This is a genomic window from Streptococcus mitis (assembly GCF_023109105.1).
Classification (GTDB): domain Bacteria; phylum Bacillota; class Bacilli; order Lactobacillales; family Streptococcaceae; genus Streptococcus; species Streptococcus mitis_BW.
In genome coordinates this window covers 23,048-40,417 of sequence record NZ_JALDTZ010000016.1, presented here as the reverse complement: position 1 = coordinate 40,417, position 17,370 = coordinate 23,048, and the positions used below count along the sequence as shown (strand labels likewise).

The 17,370-nt window shown below is 41.7% G+C and carries 15 protein-coding genes, 1 pseudogene and 1 riboswitch; of the genes and pseudogenes, 2 read left to right on the top strand and 14 right to left on the bottom strand.

What is annotated here, in order from left to right; genetic code table 11:
- The first annotated feature begins 650 nt into the window (after window positions 1-650).
- Both gshAB and M1F37_RS10100 read left to right on the top strand, forming a co-directional pair.
- Window positions 651-2,897, top strand: coding sequence for a bifunctional glutamate--cysteine ligase GshA/glutathione synthetase GshB (gshAB, locus tag M1F37_RS08645; RefSeq protein WP_247935483.1), 2,247 nt, complete (start codon window positions 651-653; stop codon window positions 2,895-2,897).
- A 136-nt stretch (window positions 2,898-3,033) separates the two neighbouring features.
- Window positions 3,034-3,355, top strand: a pseudogene (locus M1F37_RS10100) (transposase); the annotation flags it as partial.
- Window positions 3,356-3,434: 79 nt separating this feature from the next.
- Here M1F37_RS10100 and rpsI read toward each other — a convergent pair.
- The 14 genes from rpsI to M1F37_RS08575 all read right to left on the bottom strand — a co-directional run bounded on the left by rpsI (window position 3,435) and on the right by M1F37_RS08575 (window position 17,370).
- Window positions 3,435-3,827, bottom strand: a complete 393-nt coding sequence (rpsI, locus tag M1F37_RS08640) for a 30S ribosomal protein S9 (RefSeq protein ID WP_000075973.1) — start codon at window positions 3,825-3,827, stop codon at window positions 3,435-3,437.
- Between the two features lie 18 nt (window positions 3,828-3,845).
- Window positions 3,846-4,292, bottom strand: coding sequence for a 50S ribosomal protein L13 (rplM, locus tag M1F37_RS08635; protein ID WP_001044624.1), 447 nt, complete (start codon window positions 4,290-4,292; stop codon window positions 3,846-3,848).
- A gap of 215 nt (window positions 4,293-4,507) precedes the next feature.
- Window positions 4,508-5,707, bottom strand: coding sequence for an ABC transporter permease (locus M1F37_RS08630; protein ID WP_247935482.1), 1,200 nt, complete (start codon window positions 5,705-5,707; stop codon window positions 4,508-4,510).
- Window positions 5,704-6,597, bottom strand: a complete 894-nt coding sequence (locus M1F37_RS08625) for an ABC transporter ATP-binding protein (protein ID WP_084925866.1) — start codon at window positions 6,595-6,597, stop codon at window positions 5,704-5,706. Before M1F37_RS08625 ends, M1F37_RS08630 begins: the two co-directional genes overlap by 4 nt.
- Window positions 6,598-6,940: 343 nt before the next feature.
- Window positions 6,941-9,346 carry a phenylalanine--tRNA ligase subunit beta gene (pheT, locus tag M1F37_RS08620; protein ID WP_247935481.1) on the bottom strand — a complete coding sequence of 802 codons (2,406 nt, stop codon included), beginning with the start codon at window positions 9,344-9,346 and terminating at the stop codon, window positions 6,941-6,943.
- A gap of 131 nt (window positions 9,347-9,477) precedes the next feature.
- Window positions 9,478-10,524 (bottom strand): phenylalanine--tRNA ligase subunit alpha, encoded by a 1,047-nt coding sequence (pheS, locus tag M1F37_RS08615; protein ID WP_247935480.1) that lies wholly within the window; start codon window positions 10,522-10,524, stop codon window positions 9,478-9,480.
- A gap of 272 nt (window positions 10,525-10,796) precedes the next feature.
- A complete protein-coding gene (locus M1F37_RS08610) occupies window positions 10,797-11,447 on the bottom strand; it encodes a phosphatase PAP2 family protein (protein WP_247935479.1) in 651 nt (216 codons plus the stop codon).
- Window positions 11,437-12,000, bottom strand: coding sequence for an ECF transporter S component (locus tag M1F37_RS08605; protein WP_247935478.1), 564 nt, complete (start codon window positions 11,998-12,000; stop codon window positions 11,437-11,439). Before M1F37_RS08605 ends, M1F37_RS08610 begins: the two co-directional genes overlap by 11 nt.
- Before the next feature lie 154 nt (window positions 12,001-12,154).
- Window positions 12,155-12,292: riboswitch (FMN riboswitch) on the bottom strand.
- 53 nt (window positions 12,293-12,345) lie between these two features.
- Window positions 12,346-12,849, bottom strand: coding sequence for a tRNA (uridine(34)/cytosine(34)/5-carboxymethylaminomethyluridine(34)-2'-O)-methyltransferase TrmL (trmL, locus tag M1F37_RS08600; protein ID WP_119942613.1), 504 nt, complete (start codon window positions 12,847-12,849; stop codon window positions 12,346-12,348).
- A 283-nt stretch (window positions 12,850-13,132) separates the two neighbouring features.
- Complete coding sequence (locus M1F37_RS08595; RefSeq protein WP_247935477.1) at window positions 13,133-13,645, bottom strand: GNAT family N-acetyltransferase; 513 nt, start codon at window positions 13,643-13,645, stop codon at window positions 13,133-13,135.
- A gap of 316 nt (window positions 13,646-13,961) precedes the next feature.
- The gene (locus M1F37_RS08590) at window positions 13,962-14,792 is read right to left on the bottom strand and encodes an energy-coupling factor transporter transmembrane component T family protein (protein ID WP_247935476.1); all 831 of its coding nucleotides are present in this window, start codon (window positions 14,790-14,792) and stop codon (window positions 13,962-13,964) included.
- Window positions 14,777-16,459, bottom strand: coding sequence for an ABC transporter ATP-binding protein (locus M1F37_RS08585; protein ID WP_247935475.1), 1,683 nt, complete (start codon window positions 16,457-16,459; stop codon window positions 14,777-14,779). The genes M1F37_RS08590 and M1F37_RS08585 overlap by 16 nt, the downstream gene beginning before the upstream one ends.
- Window positions 16,460-16,529: 70 nt before the next feature.
- On the bottom strand, window positions 16,530-16,721 hold the full coding sequence (locus M1F37_RS08580) for a hypothetical protein (RefSeq protein ID WP_247935474.1): 192 nt from the start codon (window positions 16,719-16,721) through the stop codon (window positions 16,530-16,532).
- Between the two features lie 103 nt (window positions 16,722-16,824).
- Window positions 16,825-17,370, bottom strand: coding sequence for an ECF-type riboflavin transporter substrate-binding protein (locus M1F37_RS08575; protein ID WP_000795927.1), 546 nt, complete (start codon window positions 17,368-17,370; stop codon window positions 16,825-16,827).

The window sequence follows — 17,370 nt, the reverse complement described above, 5'->3', positions numbered from 1 at the left end:
AAGGACTCAGCCCTGTGCAATACAGAACTAAATCCTTTGGATAAATTAATTGTCTAACTTTTTGGGGTCAGTACATTTCAAGCGTTTTTTCTTTTTGTTAAATGCGATATATTGCACTGTATTTCAATTCAAACTCTACCTTTTTCTCTACCTTTTTTGAAATAAGAATAATGATTCGGATATTTAAAAAAAGAGGAACTTTAGTGTGAAGCTCCTCTTTTTTATTTGTTCTTTTACTTATAAATCGTATGACCTGGCTTAGAAAGTATGAGTTTCAGTTGGACTAAAAACAGCGTATTATCAAGGCTTTTCAGAACTATATCTACTAGTTAATTTCATAAAATATGAATCATTATTTTTTAAATAGGGGAATAGTTTAGGTCTGTAAGAATTAACTTATACACTTACAAGGTTTATTCTGATCGACTTTATAACTGTCTACGAAAAAAAGACAGAAATGAGAGATTGAGTGTGGGGAAAAAACTATTAGGTGTAGTTTCAATACTTCTACTAATGCTTTTGCTTATATTTAATGCAAGTAAATAGTCAATTCGTCCGAGCATTTCCTTCTCCATCTCCGTAGCAGAAAGTTGAGTTTATTTAACAAACTGATAAAATAATAGAGAAACTAATTATTTCGAGGCCAAATCATGAACCTATCAAACGTATTTCAAAAATTATCCCCAAATACTCCCATCTTACAAGCTACCTTTGGTCTGGAGCGCGAATCTCTACGAATCAATACTGAAGGCCGTGTCGCTCAAACGCCACACCCTGAAAAATTGGGTTCTCGCAGTTTCCATCCCTATATCCAGACAGATTATAGCGAACCTCAACTAGAGCTCATTACACCGGTAGCACAGTCGACCACGGAAGCTCGTCGCTTCCTCGGGGCCATCACCGATGTGGCTATTCGCTCAATGGATAAGTCAGAATATCTTTGGCCTTTATCCATGCCACCTGTGATTGTAGAAGAAGAGATTCAGATTGCCCAGTTGGAAAGTGACTACGAGTATCAATACCGAGTTGGTTTGGCAGAACGCTACGGCAAATTGCTCCAGTCCATATCTGGAATTCACTATAATTTTGAACTCGGCAAAGATCTGACCCAGCAGCTCTTTGAAGTCAGTGACTATGACGATTTACTGACCTTCAAGAATGCCCTCTATCTCAAGTTAGCTCAGAACTTCTTGTGTTATCGCTGGCTCTTGACCTACCTTTACGGAGCAAGCCCGCTAGCAGAAAAAGGGTTTTTGACAGATGAAATTGGTTGCGTGCGGTCGATTCGTAACTCCAACTACGGCTATGTCAATGCCCCCGATGTTCACATTTCCTTCTCTTCACTGGAGCAATACGTGACCGACATCGAAAACGCTGTTGGATCTGGGCAACTGTCCGCCGAAAAAGAATTTTACTCTGCTATCCGTTTACGCGGTGCTAAGACTAGCCGGGACTTTTTGACTAAGGGCATCTCCTATCTAGAGTTCCGCAACTTTGACCTCAACCCCTTTGAGCCACTGGCAATCAGCCAAGAAACACTAGACACCACCCACCTCTTTGCACTCGCACTCTTGTGGCTAGACGACATGGAGCAAGTCGACGAAGAATTGGCAGTAGCTGCTACTCTCAACAACCAAATCGCTCTCAGCCATCCCCACACACCACTTCCTAAAGAAGCTGACCCTAAACCTATCGTGACAGCCATGAAGGACATCGTCGCTCACTTTGGACTGGATGACTATTATAGCCAGCTTATCACTAAGGTGGAGGCCTCTCTTCTTGATCCACGTTTGACCCTTTCTGGAAAAATAGCAGAGCAGGTTGAAGAAGGGTCCCTTGAAAAATTTGGCCAACAACAAGGACAAGCCTTTCATGACTACGCTTGGACAGCACCTTATGCCCTCAAAGGCTATGAAAACATGGAACTCTCCACCCAAATGATTCTCTTTGACGCCATTCAGCTGGGCTTGAACGTAGAAATTTTAGATGAGGAAGACCAATTTCTCAAACTCTGGCATGGTGACCATGTGGAGTACATTAAAAATGGCAACATGACATCCAAAGATAACTACGTAATTCCACTGGCCATGGCTAATAAGGTTGTGACCAAAAAGATTTTGGACAAGGCTGGTTTTCCAGTACCTGCGGGAGCAGAATTTGCTAACAAGGACGATGCCTTGCGGTACTACGGACAAATAGCCAACTCTGCTATTGTTGTCAAACCCAAATCCACCAACTTCGGTCTGGGCATTTCCATCTTCCAAGAGCCAACAAGCATTTCTGGCTATGAAAAAGCCCTAGACATCGCCTTTTCGGAAGATAGCCATGTGCTAGTCGAGGAGTTTGTGGCAGGGACCGAGTACCGTTTCTTTATCTTGGATGGAAAATGCGAGGCTGTCCTGCTCCGCGTCGCGGCCAATGTCGTAGGCGACGGAAGCTCAAGCATCCGAGAATTAGTCGAAAAGAAAAACCAAGACCCTCTGCGTGGTCGCGACCATCGCTCACCTCTTGAAATCATCAATCTGGGTGATATTGAATTACTCATGTTGGAACAGCAGGGTTACACACCTGATACAGTCTTGCCTAAAGGTAGACAAACCTTTCTGCGTGGTAATTCTAATATCTCAACTGGAGGCGACTCCATTGACATGACTGACCAGATGGGCGAGAGTTACAAACAACTAGCTGCCGATATGGCGACTGCTATGGGGGCTTGGGCCTGTGGAGTCGATTTGATTATCCCAGACTACACCAAGCCTGCTAGTAAGGAGCTACCAAATTGCACCTGTATCGAACTCAACTTCAATCCTGCCATGTACCTGCACGCCTATACTTACGTAGGGCCAGGACAACGTATCACACCGAAAATTTTACGGAAGTTGTTTGGAGAGATATGAGAATAAGCTCAGAGATTTTCTGAGCTTACTTTTTTATATTTGATAAATGGTAAAATATAGTGCAACAAAAAACTCATAGAGCCCAATCTCGTGTAAACTGTAAGTAACCACACTAAACAGAACACGGGAGAAATCTATAAGCTACCATCATATTACCATAATTGAGCGAATTAAGATAGAGACTTACCTAGAATTAGGTCTCAAACCCTGCCAAATAGCTAGAAAATTAGGCGTTCACAAATCAACCTTCTCAAGAGAATTAAGTGTGGTAATGACACTTACTCTGCACAAGCAGCACAAACACACAATGAACAATTGGCGAAGCAGAAGGGAAGAAAATCGAGTTAGACTCCTGTGAATTGAAGTAGGAAATTAAAGAGCGATTACAATCTTCATGGTCTCCAGAACAAATTTGTAGTCGTTATCAACTTGAAAATAGGTCCATGGTGTCCTTCAAAATCCAATTTGTAAAATTAAGCTAGAAAAAAGCATCTCGTATTTTTGATACGAAATGCTTTTAATAAATATAAATAAGTTTTAACGTTTACTAAATTGTGACGCTTTACGGGCCTTTTTCAAGCCTGGTTTCTTACGCTCAACTTTACGTGAGTCACGTGTAAGAAGTCCTGCGCGTTTCAATGAATCGCGGAAGTCTGGATCTACTTGAAGAAGGGCACGAGCGATACCGTGACGGATAGCTCCTGATTGACCTGCGTATCCACCACCTACAACGTTAACGAAAACGTCGTATGAACCTACAGTTGAAGTAACTGCGAATGGTTGGTTGATAACAAGACGAAGGTCAGCGTGTGGGATGTACTCTTCAACATCTTTTTTGTTAACAGTGATTTTACCAGTTCCTGGAACAAGGCGAACGCGAGCAACAGCGTTTTTACGACGTCCAGTACCTGCATATTGTGCTTGTGACATACTTTATTGTTCCTTTCCTTAGATAAGTCCTGAAATATCAAGAACTTCTGGTTGTTGTGCAGCGTGAGTGTGCTCAGCTCCAACAAATACTTTCAACTTCATACCTTGAGCGCGTCCAAGAGTATTGTGTGGAAGCATACCTTTAACTGATTTCTCGATCAAACGTACTGCATTTTTAGAACGAAGTTCACCTGCAGAGATTTGTTTCAATCCACCTGGGTGGTTTGAGTGAGTGTAGTAGATTTTATCAGTTGCTTTTTTACCAGTCAATTTAACTTTTTCAGCATTGATAACAATCACAAAGTCACCTGTATCAGTGTGTGGTGTAAATGTTGGTTTGTTTTTTCCGCGAAGTACGCTAGCAACTACTGCAGAAAGACGTCCAAGTGGTACATCAGTTGCGTCAACTACGTACCATTTACGTTCAACTTGGCCTGGTTTAGCCATAAATGTTGTTTTGTTCATGATTTCTCCTATATATAGTTCGATTTTTGTTTACGGTGATGGGTGTTCCTTCCCATCGAAAAGTATTTGGAAGGTTCCGGGGCCTTTCAAATGGGGTAAACAATACCGCCTACTATCATACCAAATTTCACCCCTAAAAGTCAATAGATATGAAAAATATTTTTCTAAATTCCACTCTTTTTTTCTCTAGAAAACCTCGCTTTCGCGAGGCTCTTCTATTTATAAGATAAGGCACGTTTAAAGGTTTTCCAAGGACCTAAATCATCTGTTTGTAGAACTAGACTGGCGTACATGCGCCCGATAAAGACTGTTGCAGTTACTGCAAAAGTAATCGTGATTGCAAGCGAAATCCATGCTTCTAGGCCATTTGCATAACCATTAATGGCTCTAAATGGCATAAAGAAGGTTGAAATGAAGGGTATGTAGGAACCAATTTTCAAAACCAAATTATCCCCTGCAGCGCCTAGAGCAGTAACGCCAACAAAACCAGCTATTATCAAAATCATCAATGGCGACAAGGCTTTTCCTGCATCTTCAGGACGAGAAACCATGGAACCAAGGAAGGCTGCCAAAACTACGTACATAAAGAGACTCACTAAGATAAATAATAAGGTGTTAAGAGAAAATGCTTCTCCCAAGTGATTTAGAATACCTGAATTAGCCAAGATAGGCATATCCTTAAAGAAGAATAGAGCTCCAAGTCCACCTACAACATAAATTCCAATATGACTTAAAATGACAAGGAGTAGAGCAATCATGCGCGCGTAGAAATAATGGCTGGCGCGAATACTTGAGAAGACCACTTCCATGATTTTAGTCCCTTTCTCACTAGCCACTTCCTGAGCAGTGACACTAGCATAAGTGATCAAGATCATATAAAGGAAGAAACCAAGCCCTGCAGCCGCAATGGTTTGGACCAGCTTTTTATTTTCCTTGGATTCATCAATCTTCTCAGTAAAGTCAACAGTTTGGGCCAGGCGTTTTTCCTGCTCTTGGGACAAATTAGCTGCCGAGCGATTGAGTTGATCTTGAAGCTCATTGAGTTTATTGGTTACTGCTAGCTTGATACCTGTTTCAAGCGAGGTTTCACCATGATAAACGGCCTTGATGACACTATCCTCTTGATCAATAGTTAGATAACCCTTGATTTTTTCATCCTTGATAGCAGCTTGGGCACTGGCTTCATCCTGATAGTCAAAGTTAATACCATTGGTATCCCTGAGCCCTTCTGCCACAGATGGTACAGTCGTCACCACTGCCACCTTGCTATTTTTAGCCATAGACGACCCTTGGAGATAGCCGATTCCTACAGACAAACCTAAAAAGAGGAAGGGCGAAATCACCATAAAGAAGAAACTCCAGGACTTGACATGTCGCAGATAAGTTTCTTTAATAACTACCCACATATTTCTCATACTTCCACTCCTGATTCTAGTTTAAAGATTTCATCGATTGTTGGCGCTTGTTGGTCAAAGGTTGCGATATATTGCCCTTGAGTCAAGATTGGGAAGAGTTCCCTTCCAGCACTCTCGTCTTCCAAAATCAATTTCCAACTGCCTTGTTTGGTCAAGCTCACCTGTTTGACATGAGGAAGGTTTTCCAATTCTTCCTTGCTTCGTTCACTTGAAACAAAGAGACGCGTTTTTCCGTATTGATTGCGGACATCCTGAACCGGCCCATGCAAGACTACACGGCCATCTCGAATCATCAGAATATCGTCACAAAGTTCCTCGACGTTGGTCATGACATGGTCAGAAAAGATAATGGTTGCTCCACGCTCTTTTTCCTGAAAAATGACTTGCTTGAGCAATTCTGTATTGACTGGATCCAATCCACTGAAAGGTTCATCCAAGATAATCAAGTCTGGCTCATGAATCAAAGTAATAATGAGCTGAATCTTCTGCTGATTTCCTTTTGACAGACTCTTGATTTTATCAGTCAGCTTTCCTTTTACTTCCAACCTCTTCATCCATTGAGGGAGTTTTTCCTTGATTTCCTTAGCATCCATACCTTTTAGAGTCGCCAAATAGCGAACTTGTTCAAGGACTGTCAATTTAGGCATCAGACTGCGTTCTTCAGGAAGATAGCCAATTCGAGCATAGGTCTCCTGGCGAATATCCTGACCATCCAGACTGATTTCTCCTTGGTATTCTAAAAATTTCAAAATACTATGGAAAATCGTTGTCTTCCCAGCACCGTTTTTTCCGACTAGTCCCAAAATACGACCTGGTCGCGCTTGAAAGTCAATACCAAACAAAACTTGCTTGGATCCAAAACTTTTCTCTAGACTTCTTACTTCTAGCATCTTTCACCTCCGAAATTTCTTTCACCCATTATACACCTTTTTGATAGCCTTTACAATGACTTCTGTCCATTTTTAGAAGACTATTGCTATGTAAAATATGATCTGGAGCACTTTTAGTGATAAATCCATTATACAGTGGTAAACTCCAATTTATCTCTTCTGCTCCTCAACTGTCCATTTTTGATCCTGAATTGTTATTTGATACTCAATGAAAATCAAAGAGCAAACTAAGAAACTAGCCGTAGGCTGTACTTGAGTACGGCAAGGCGCGTTGACGCGGTTTGAATTTGATTTTCGAAGAGTATGAAAAGAAAAAATCTACCCCGAAGGATAGATTGATTAGTTAACGCACTTCTGCATTCACTTTTTCTTCAAGTGAAGCTTGGATTTTTTCCATATAGCGAGCGACTTCTTCATCTGTCAAGCTATCTTCTGGATTTTGGAAGGTCAAGCTATAAGCCATAGACTTCATTCCCAGTCCTAGTTTTTCACCTGAAAAGACGTCAAAGAGTTTGATATCTGTCAAACGTTTCACACCAGCAGCTTGAATGGCATCCACTACATCTTGGTGAGTAACTTCTGCTTTCAAGAGAAGAGCAATATCACGGCTGACTGCTGGGAATTTAGTAATTTCCACAAATGGAGTAGCTGGTTGAAGGGCTACTTCGATAGCTGAAAGATTAAGCTCGGCTACATAAGTTTCAGGGATGTCGTGAGCCTTAGCCGTTACAGGATGAACTTGACCCAGGAAACCAAGGACTTGGTCACCGAGTGAAATCAAGGCTGTACGTCCTGGGTGGAGGCTAGCGATTTCCGATGTTGCTGTATAAGTCACCTCAAGACCCAAGCGAGCAAAGAGGGCTTCAAGAATTCCTTTAGCATAGAAGAAATCAACTGGAACAGCTGGAGTTTGGAAGTCTTTTTCAGCGACTAAACCTGTCAAAGCAAAGGCAAAGCTATTGATTTCATTTGGCAATTCTTCTTTTGGATTTCCTGTTTGCTCGAAGACTTTTCCAATCTCGTAAAGAGCCAAGTCTTTGTTCTTACGAGCCACGTTGTAAGCAACTGTATCTAGGATACCAGAAATCATATTTTGACGAAGGACAGAACGGTCCACTGTCATTGGCCACATGAGTTCTGTAAGGTTACTTGGTTGAGCCGTAAACTCGATTGCTTTTTCAGGAGTTGTTAGAGCATAGGTGATGATTTCTGTCAAACCTGCTCCTTCAGCGATTGTACGAACTTGACGGCGGAGTTTTTGTGTCGCAGTCAATTCACCAGCTGTACCATCGTCTTTTGGAAGGCTAGTCGGCAAGCGGTCATAACCATAGATACGAGCGATTTCTTCAAAGAGGTCTGCCTCGATAGTGATATCCCAACGACGACGTGGAATGCTGACTGTAAAGCTATCTGCATTGCCAGAAAGACCAAAACCAAGACGACGGAAGACGTCTTCTACATCAGCATAAGAAAGCTCAGTTCCAAGGACACGGTTAACATCAGCAAGAGTTGAAGAAACTTCCACATCAGAAGTATCAAGTTCACCCGCTGAAACAATACCTTTACGGACCGTCGCACTTGCAAGTTCAGCAATCATACTAGCTGCTGCATCAAGAGCCTCATTGACTGTTGCCACATTAATGCCTTTTTCAAAACGAGAAGATGATTCTGAACGAAGGTTGAGGCGACCACTAGTCTTACGGATAGATTTGCCATTGAAAACTGCAGCTTCAAGGACGACACGAGTAGATTTTTCAGAGATTTCTGTAGACTGACCACCCATAACACCTGCAAGAGCAACTGGTTTGTCAGCGACCGTAATCACGAGGTCATTCGTTTCCAACTCACGTTCTTCCCCATCCAAGGTCACCAATTTCTCACCAGCACGAGCCTCACGCACACGAATCTCGCTTCCTTCAAAGGTATCCAAGTCAAAGGCATGCATAGGCTGACCAAAGTAGAGGAGGATATAGTTAGTCACGTCCACAACGTTATTGATAGGACGGATTCCTTCGTTCATGAGGAGGTTTTGCAACCATTGTGGACTTGGTGCGATGGTCACATTGTCCAAGATACGAGCTGCATAGTAAGATGCCTTGTTTGTTTCAATGCTGACAGAAAGAACATCTGCCGTAGCTTCATTTGTTTCTGTTAGAGTAAATTCTTTAAAGTTGACCGCCTTGTCATAGATGGCTGCCACTTCGTGAGCCACCCCACGCATAGAAAGGGCGTCCGCACGGTTAGGGGTGATTGAAAGTTCGATGATTTCATCATCCAAGTCTAGATATGAGAAGACTTCCTCACCTGGAACGGCGTCTTCAGGCAAAATTTGGATGCCATCTGCGAATTCCTTAGGCACAACTGAGTCAGAAATGCCCAATTCACCAAGTGAACAGATCATCCCAAGTGACTCTAAACCACGGATTTTTCCCTTTTTGATTTTGTAGTTGTCAGCGATGCGAGCTCCCGGAAGTGCCACCATAACCTTGATACCAGCACGCACATTCGGTGCACCACAAACAATTTGACGTGCTTCTTCTTCGCCAACGTTAACTTGACAAACATGGAGGTGAGTTTCTGGCACATCTTCGCAAGACAAGACCTCACCGACGACAATTTTTGAGAGACCAGCAGCAGGTGATTCCACACCTTCTACCTCAATCCCTGTAGTTGACATTTTTTCAGCCAACTCTTGTGATGGCACATCAATGTCCACCAATTCTTTTAACCATTTGTATGATACTAACATAATTCTGAGCATAAGATCTCAATAAGTGAGACCTTTTCAATTCCTTTCTTTTTCTTCGAGTCAGTCGTTTCAATTTCTAGACAATGTGAAGACGAGAACGACTGTTTAGGATTGTGTTTCAGATTTCAATCTTATTTAAACTGTTCTGAGAAGCGTACATCTCCTTGGTAGAATCCACGAATATCGTTGATTCCATAACGGAGCATAGCTACACGTTCTTGTCCAAGACCAAAGGCAAATCCAGAGTAAACAGTCGCATCGATACCACTCATCTCAAGGACTCGTGGGTGAACCATACCGGCACCCATAATTTCGATCCAACCTGTTTTCTTACATACATTACAGCCATCTCCACCACACTTGAAGCAGGAAACATCCACCTCAACAGATGGCTCTGTGAATGGGAAGTAAGATGGACGCAGACGAATCTGACGCTCTTCACCAAACATTTTCTGCACAATCAACTGAAGCGTTCCTTGAAGGTCAGCCATAGAGATATTTTTCCCAACAACCAAGCCTTCGATTTGGTGGAACTGGTGACTGTGAGTCGCATCATCCGTATCACGACGGAAGACACGCCCTGGCGAGATCATCTTCAAAGGACCTTTAGAAAAATCATGGGCATCCATAGCACGCGCCTGAACTGGAGACGTGTGGGTACGGAGCAAGATTTCTTCTGTGATGTAGAAAGTGTCCTGCATATCACGGGCTGGGTGGTCTTTTGGAAGGTTCATACGTTCAAAGTTATAGTAGTCTTGCTCCACTTCAAAACCATCCACGACTTGGTAACCCATACCGATGAAAATATCTTCGATTTCTTCACTGGTTTGTGTCAAAACGTGACGGTGCCCCGTCGCAACTGGACGACCTGGAAGTGTCACATCGATACTCTCGCTAGCAAGTTGAGCTGCGACTTTCTTTTCTTCCAAGAGCTTAGCTGTTTCTTCAAAAGCAGCTGTCAAGACATCACGAGCTTCATTGACGTGTTTTCCTATAATTGGACGCATCTCAGCAGAGACATCTTTCATCCCTTTGAGGATTTCAGTAAGCGAACCCTTTTTACCAAGGACAGAGACACGCAAATCTTGCATCTCTTTTTCATTTTCAGCAGAAATCTGCTTCAAGCTAGCCAGCGTTTCTTCGCGAAGCGCTTTTAATTGTTCTTCAATAGTTGACATAATTCCTCCATCAGTCTCTCGTAGATAAAAAGAAAACCACATATCAAAAACTCCACTCGGAGCGTTGACACGCGGTACCATCCGTTTTCATCTGACAAGCCAGACCTTCATTTCTAAATCCATGCGCAAGTGAATTCACCCAGCTTTCATATAGAGAGCTTGCAGTCACGGCTCTCCTCCCTGATATACTTCCCTTGAGTTACTAGTCTTGCGGATTCCTATTCAATTACTACTTAGTTTATCAGATTTTTACCATTCTTGCAAGACCTATCTCACTTCTGCTTGCCTTTAAATCGCCATTGGAAGCGAAGTTTGTCATAGAAAGGAAATTCGATAAACAAGACTCCCAAACCCACACAGAGACTGGCAAGAACATCTGATGGGTAGTGAACTCCTAGATAGATCCTTGATACCAGCACACTGACTAGGTATAGACCTAGCACGATTTGTACGATTTTTTTCCATACTGGATCTTTAATTCGTTGACTGAGAATGACAATCAAAGTACCTACCATCAAGGTTACAGCCAGAGAATGCCCGCTTGGGAAGGAAAATCCCTTCTCCTCGACTAGGTGTAAGATAACTGGTCGTGGGCGCTGGTAAATATTTTTAAAGGTCACAATCAAAAGACCGGCTAAGGCTAGATTACCCGCCATGAAGTAGCTTTCTATCTTCCACTGCTTACGATAAAAGATAAAGGCTGCGATGGCAACCCAAGTGATAATCACTGGAATATCAATCAGGCGTGTGATGGCTCGGAAAAGAACAGTCAAATAATCTGGCAAATCCCCACGAATAGCTGTCTGAATCGGTTGGTCAAAACCGACCAGCGTTTCGGGATAAAACTTGACCATATAGCCAAGAAGGACGAAAAGTAAAAGGGCAAAACTGCCCTTCATTAAAAATGTTTGTTTATCTTTCATAATGTTTTAAGGTTGGTTTCAAGAGAACGTACAACAACCAGAATGAAACGGAAAAGATTACACCCTCAATCAAGTTAAAAGGTAATACCATGGTCATTAGGTAGTTGGAAAGTCCCAAAATTTTTCCAATATCAAAGTTAGCAAACTTAGCGTACAAAGGAACAGCGTAAACATAGTTGAGAACCAACATAGCCACGGTTAAACCAATAGTCCCAGCTAGAGAGCCTAGTAGGAAACGAAGGGTTGTCCGTTCCTTTTTCCAAATCAAAGCAAAGACGATGACAAAAACTCCCAAAGCTACGATATTCATTGGCAAGCCAATGTAAGTATTCACTCCCTGACTATTAAGAAGCAGTTTCAAGAGTGAGCGAAGCAAGAGAACTCCTAGAGCAGCAGGCAAATCCATGATCACCAAGCCCACAAGGACTGGCAAGATACTAAATTCGATCTTGAGGAAGGACGCCGCTGGCAAGAGCGGAAAATCAAAGTACATCAGCACAAATGAAATGGCTGATAGAATTGCAATGGTCGAAAGTCGACGTGTGTTTGTCATAACAGGTTCCTCCAATTTTCTATAAAATCAGAAGAAGTTGGAAAGGATTCCTCTATCTATTCTCACTTTTTATATCGCAAAAGTTCCCTCTCACTCTACCAGAGCAAGCGGTTACAGTTTGGCTATAAATCCATCAGAACAGACAAAGCTATTCTTTCGTCTTCTCCCATCCAGACTATACTGTCGGTTGTGGAATCTCACCACATCAGCTTGCGCTCGCGGACTTATTTGGCTAAAATAGATAGTCAAATTTACCGCCGGTCGGGAATTTCACCCTGCCCTGAAGACTCTTTTATCATAACAAAAAACGCTTGCAAGCGCAAGCATTTTGTTCGTTTTCATTTTTTATTTCAATTTATCCACTTCATAGGTATGAACAAGCTCAAGACCTGCAAAGTTCTGCTGACGGAGCGCTTCATAGACAATCATGCAGACGGTATTAGACACATTGAGACTGCGGACATGTTCATCATTCATAGGAATACGAAGAGCCTTTTCAGGATGTTCTCGCATAAAGTCTTCAGGCAAGCCCTTGTCTTCACGTCCAAAGAGAAAATAATGGTCTTCGTCAGTCGATAAATCCACTTCAGAATATACTTTTTCAGCAAATTTCGAAATCAGATAGAGTTTGCCCTTCATCTGAGACATGAAATCTTCTAAACTGTCGTGAAAATAAATCTCTAGCTTATCCCAATAATCCAATCCAGCTCGCTTCATCTTACGGTCATCAATAGGAAAGCCCATAGGCTTGATGATGTGGAGGGGAGAATTGGTCGCAGCGCAAGTACGCGCAATATTGCCTGTATTTTGTGGAATCTGAGGTTCAAATAATACAATGTGATTTGTCATGACTTGCTTCCTTTCACCATTGCAAAAAAATAGCCACACTGCCCGGAGTCAAGCTCAGCAAACAGCGTGGTTAAGGCATCGTTAACTTACCTCACAACAGGTTTGAAGTAAATCAGCGAAACTACTTTCTTAGTATAACACTTTCAGAATCATTGTCAATAGAAACGACTTGATTTTTTCAATTTTTTCAAACTATTTCCAAGGGTTTCTAGGAGAAAATTCTTAAATATTTGCAAAAATTGCTTACTCTTTTATACCTATCTGTGAACTGGGAATGATGATATTATGACCTCGTTATCTCAAATACTGCTGTATGAATCCACTCATTATGAATTTGTAAGTCATTTTCTATAACCCTACTAAAGGTGAAGCCATTTTTTAAAAGCACTCTCTGGGAGGGCAGATTGTCCGTTGCCGTCCCTGCGATAATCCTATGTAAACCATAAGTAGTAAAGGCTTTTTCTAAAACGAGTTTAACCGCTTCGCTGGCATAACCTAAATTGCTAACATTTTCCCCAATTCTATACCCAAGTTCTGCTGTTTTTCTATCCTTCCCTAAAACACTTAAATTTATTCTTCCGACCATAATGCCTTGTGCATCTCTAATAAGATGCACGTAGATATCATGGCTCTCTTGTTCCCTTAACAATTCCCTTGTAATTTCTTTAAAACCTTCTAAATCAAAATAGTTAGCTGGTCTGGGAGGTAAATTCCGCTCAAAATACTCCCGATTCTCTTTTTCAAAAAAATAGACGTCTAGACTACTTGCTTCAGACAACAGCTCTAAACTTATCATTGTAAATCATCTCCCGTCATTATATACATTCAACATTTTCCCATGTTTACACAAAATGAAATTAACACGATTTAAATTAAGTACTTTTACTATTTTATATCGTCTCTACATTATGACACTGAACTTAGTTGAAAATGATCATATCTGAATAACTTTGATTTTGTAATGTAAATTCTACTATAAAATATACAAACTAATTCATGTTTTGTCAAAAAGTTCCAAGTATACAATTATTAACTTTATTTCTCATACAATCTATCAATAAAAAGTTATAGAATAATTTCTCTTTACTTATCTAATGAAAACTTTGACAATACTATTTCCAAGGGTTGTAAAATCGTCCCTGATTCTGCAAGATAAGTAGTAAACTAGCTACTAAAAACAAGGCTGCCAAGAGCAAGGTAAGATAATCTCCTTTTTTCAAGGCCTGATAACTATACCAAGTACGATTTTTCTCTTTCCCAAAGCGGCGAAGTTCCATAGCAGTCGCGATGGTATCAATGCGTTCTAGCGAGCTAAAAATCAAGGGCGTAATAATGCGGAGATTGCCTTTGATTCGTTGCATGAGAGAAGCTTTCTTGGATAATTCCATCCCACGCGCTTCCTGAGACATCTTGATGGTAAAGAATTCTTCCTGCAAATCTGGAATATAGCGCAAGGTCAGGCTGACAGAATAGGCAATCTTATAGGGCACACCGATTTGATTTAAACTAGAAGCAAACTGACTAGGATGTGTTGTCATCAAAAAGATAATCGCTAAAGGAATGGTGCAAAGATACTTAATGGCCAGATTTAGCAGATAAAAGAGCTCTTGACTGGTCAGAGTGTAGGCACCGATTCCCTGCCAAATGACATTTCTCTCTCCATAAAGTCCAACCCCATACTCGGGAGAAAAGAGGTAAACCATTAAGACATTCAAAATCGCAAAGACAGTCGCAAAAACAGCTACAAAGGAAACATCTTTAAAGCGGATTTTTGATAAATAGAGGAGAAAGAGCGAAAAGACAGCAATCAGTACAAGCAGTCTGGTATCATAGCTAATCATGGCCGCCAATGACACGAGGATGAAAAAGAGAAGTTTCCCAGCTCCTGACAAGCGATGAATCACAGTATCTCTATGCTGGTAACCAATTAATTTAGCTTGCATCCTTCTCTCCTTTCTTTGTAAAATGCCGTTAAAGCAAGTGGATCCACATCCAGTTTCTTAGCCAAGTTAAAGATTGATGTCTCTTTTAGGTTGGCTTTTACTAACAGCTCAGGATTGCTCAACAGACTAGCTGGATCAGTATCAGCAATCAATTCCCCATCCACCATGACAAGGGCTCGGTCTGAATAATCCAGCATCAATTGCATATCATGGGTAATCATGACAATGGTATGTCCTTTTTCATGCAGTTCTTCGAGAAATTCCATAATCTCAGTGTAGTTCTTCTGGTCTTGACCTGCTGTCGGTTCATCTAAGAGGATAATTTCAGCTCCCAAGACCAAAATCGAGGCAATAGTCACACGTTTTTTCTGACCAAATGACAGGGCAGAAATGGGCCAATTACGGAATTCATAGAGACCACAGATTTTCAAGGTTTCATAGACTCTCGTTTCAATTTCCTGCTCGTCCACACCTCGCAAACGTAGTCCCAGAGCCACCTCATCAAAGATCATGTTGGTTGAAATCATTTGATTAGGATTTTGCAGCACATAGCCTACTCGTTCCGCCCGCTCTGCAACAGAATCTTCTTTGATCTCCTGCCCTTCCCACAGATAGCGACCTTCCGTCTGGATAAAGCTACTTATGGCCTTGGCTAGGGTTGATTTCCCTGCTCCATTTTTCCCGACAATGGCAATCTTTTCGCCCTTTTTAATATCTAAATGAATGGATTTTAAAATCGGTCTATCATCGTAAGCGAAAGATACATCTTCAAGTCGAAAGAGTGACTTCAATTCTGGTCTCTCTTTTGAAAGTTCATTCTGCAACGGAACCTGACCTTTTGAGATAGACAAGTTATCCAGATCTGCTAATTGTTCTTCCTTGACTAAATCCACACCTAATTGACGGAGAGTGGTGAGATAAAGGGGTTCTCGAATTCCATTTTGGGTTAATAAATCAGTCGCCAGTAGCTGGTCAGGACTTCCATTAAAGAGGATACGACCATCGTTTATCAAGACAATCCGATCCACAGGGCGATGCAACACATCCTCTAAACGGTGCTCGATAATAAGAGTCGTCGTCCCCTCCTCCTTATGAATCTGGTCAATCAATTCGATAATATCCTGACCTGACTTGGGATCAAGATTGGCGAGTGGCTCATCAAACAAGAGAATCGGACTCTCATCAATCAAGACACCAGCCAGACTGACTCGCTGCTTTTGTCCACCTGACAAATCCTGAGGACGCTGATTCAGTAAAGAAATAAGGTCCAACTTTTCTGCCCATTTATGAACACGACTTTTCATCTCTTCTAGATCTGTCACATCATTTTCCAGAGCAAAAGCCAAATCCTCTGCCACGGATAAACCGATAAACTGCCCATCTGTATCCTGCAAAACTGTGCTGACCAGGTGAGATTTATCATAGATACTCATATCAAAGGCAGCTTGCCCCTTTATCAAAAATTCTCCAGATGTTTGACCCTTATAAATATTAGGAATAATCCCATTCAAACACTGACCCAAGGTAGACTTACCTGACCCAGATGGCCCAACAATTAAGACTTTCTCTCCTTTGTAAATGGTTAAGTCCACCCCTTGCAAGGTCGGTTCTTGTTGCGTTTCATACTGGAAAGAGAAATCCTTCCACTCAATTATAGCTTCTTTCATCTTACTCTCTTCATTCGCTTCTTAGACTTCTATTTTATCATAAATTAGCCCCTTCTTACAGACTCTTCTCTTAATACTCTTCGAAAATCTCTTCAAACCTCGTCAGCGTCGCCTTGTCGTAGGTATGGTTACTGACTTCGTCAGTCTTATCTACAACCTCAAAACGGTGTTTTGAGCTGACTTCGTCAGTTCTATCTGCAACCTCAAAACAGTGTTTTGAGCAGCTTGCGGCTAGCTTCCTAGTTTGCTTTTTGATTTTCATTGAGTATAAAATCGTAGCGCCAACAAGCTTCCAATCCTAGCTTGCTTGCCTAACTAGTCTATAAACATCGAAAAAGACCGGTTCACCAGCCTTTTCCTTTATGTTAGTCCTTTTTCAAACTTCCTGAACGAGTCTGCGTACGTGAATAAGCTAGCAAGAGAAGGGTACCTGCGATAGCTATAGTTACAGCGTTAGCAATTCCCGCAACAATCCCTTGAGCAAATACTTTTTCTGCCGCTTCTTGATAAATCACAACATCTCCAAGTGGTGCCAAAACACCCCAAACCAGAGCATTTGCGACAATCTGAATGAGGTTAAAGAAGACAATATCCTTCAACTCAAAAACACCCTGTGTTACTCGAATGTATTTTCTAAAGAGTCCTACAGCTAGACCAAAGAGCCCACTAGCAATAATCCACGTCCACCAAAGACCGTAGCCAGCAAGAGAGTCCTTCACTGCATGCCCAATTAAACCAACAAGTAATCCCACTAGAGGGCCAAAAATGATTGACAAGAGGCTCTGTACCGCATACTGAAGCTGGATGCTTGTATTTGGAACAGGGGTCGGAATGCTAATCATCCCGATAACAACAAAGAGCGCAGCCCCAACACCGATAGCAACAACTTGCTTAATTGATTGATTTTTCAT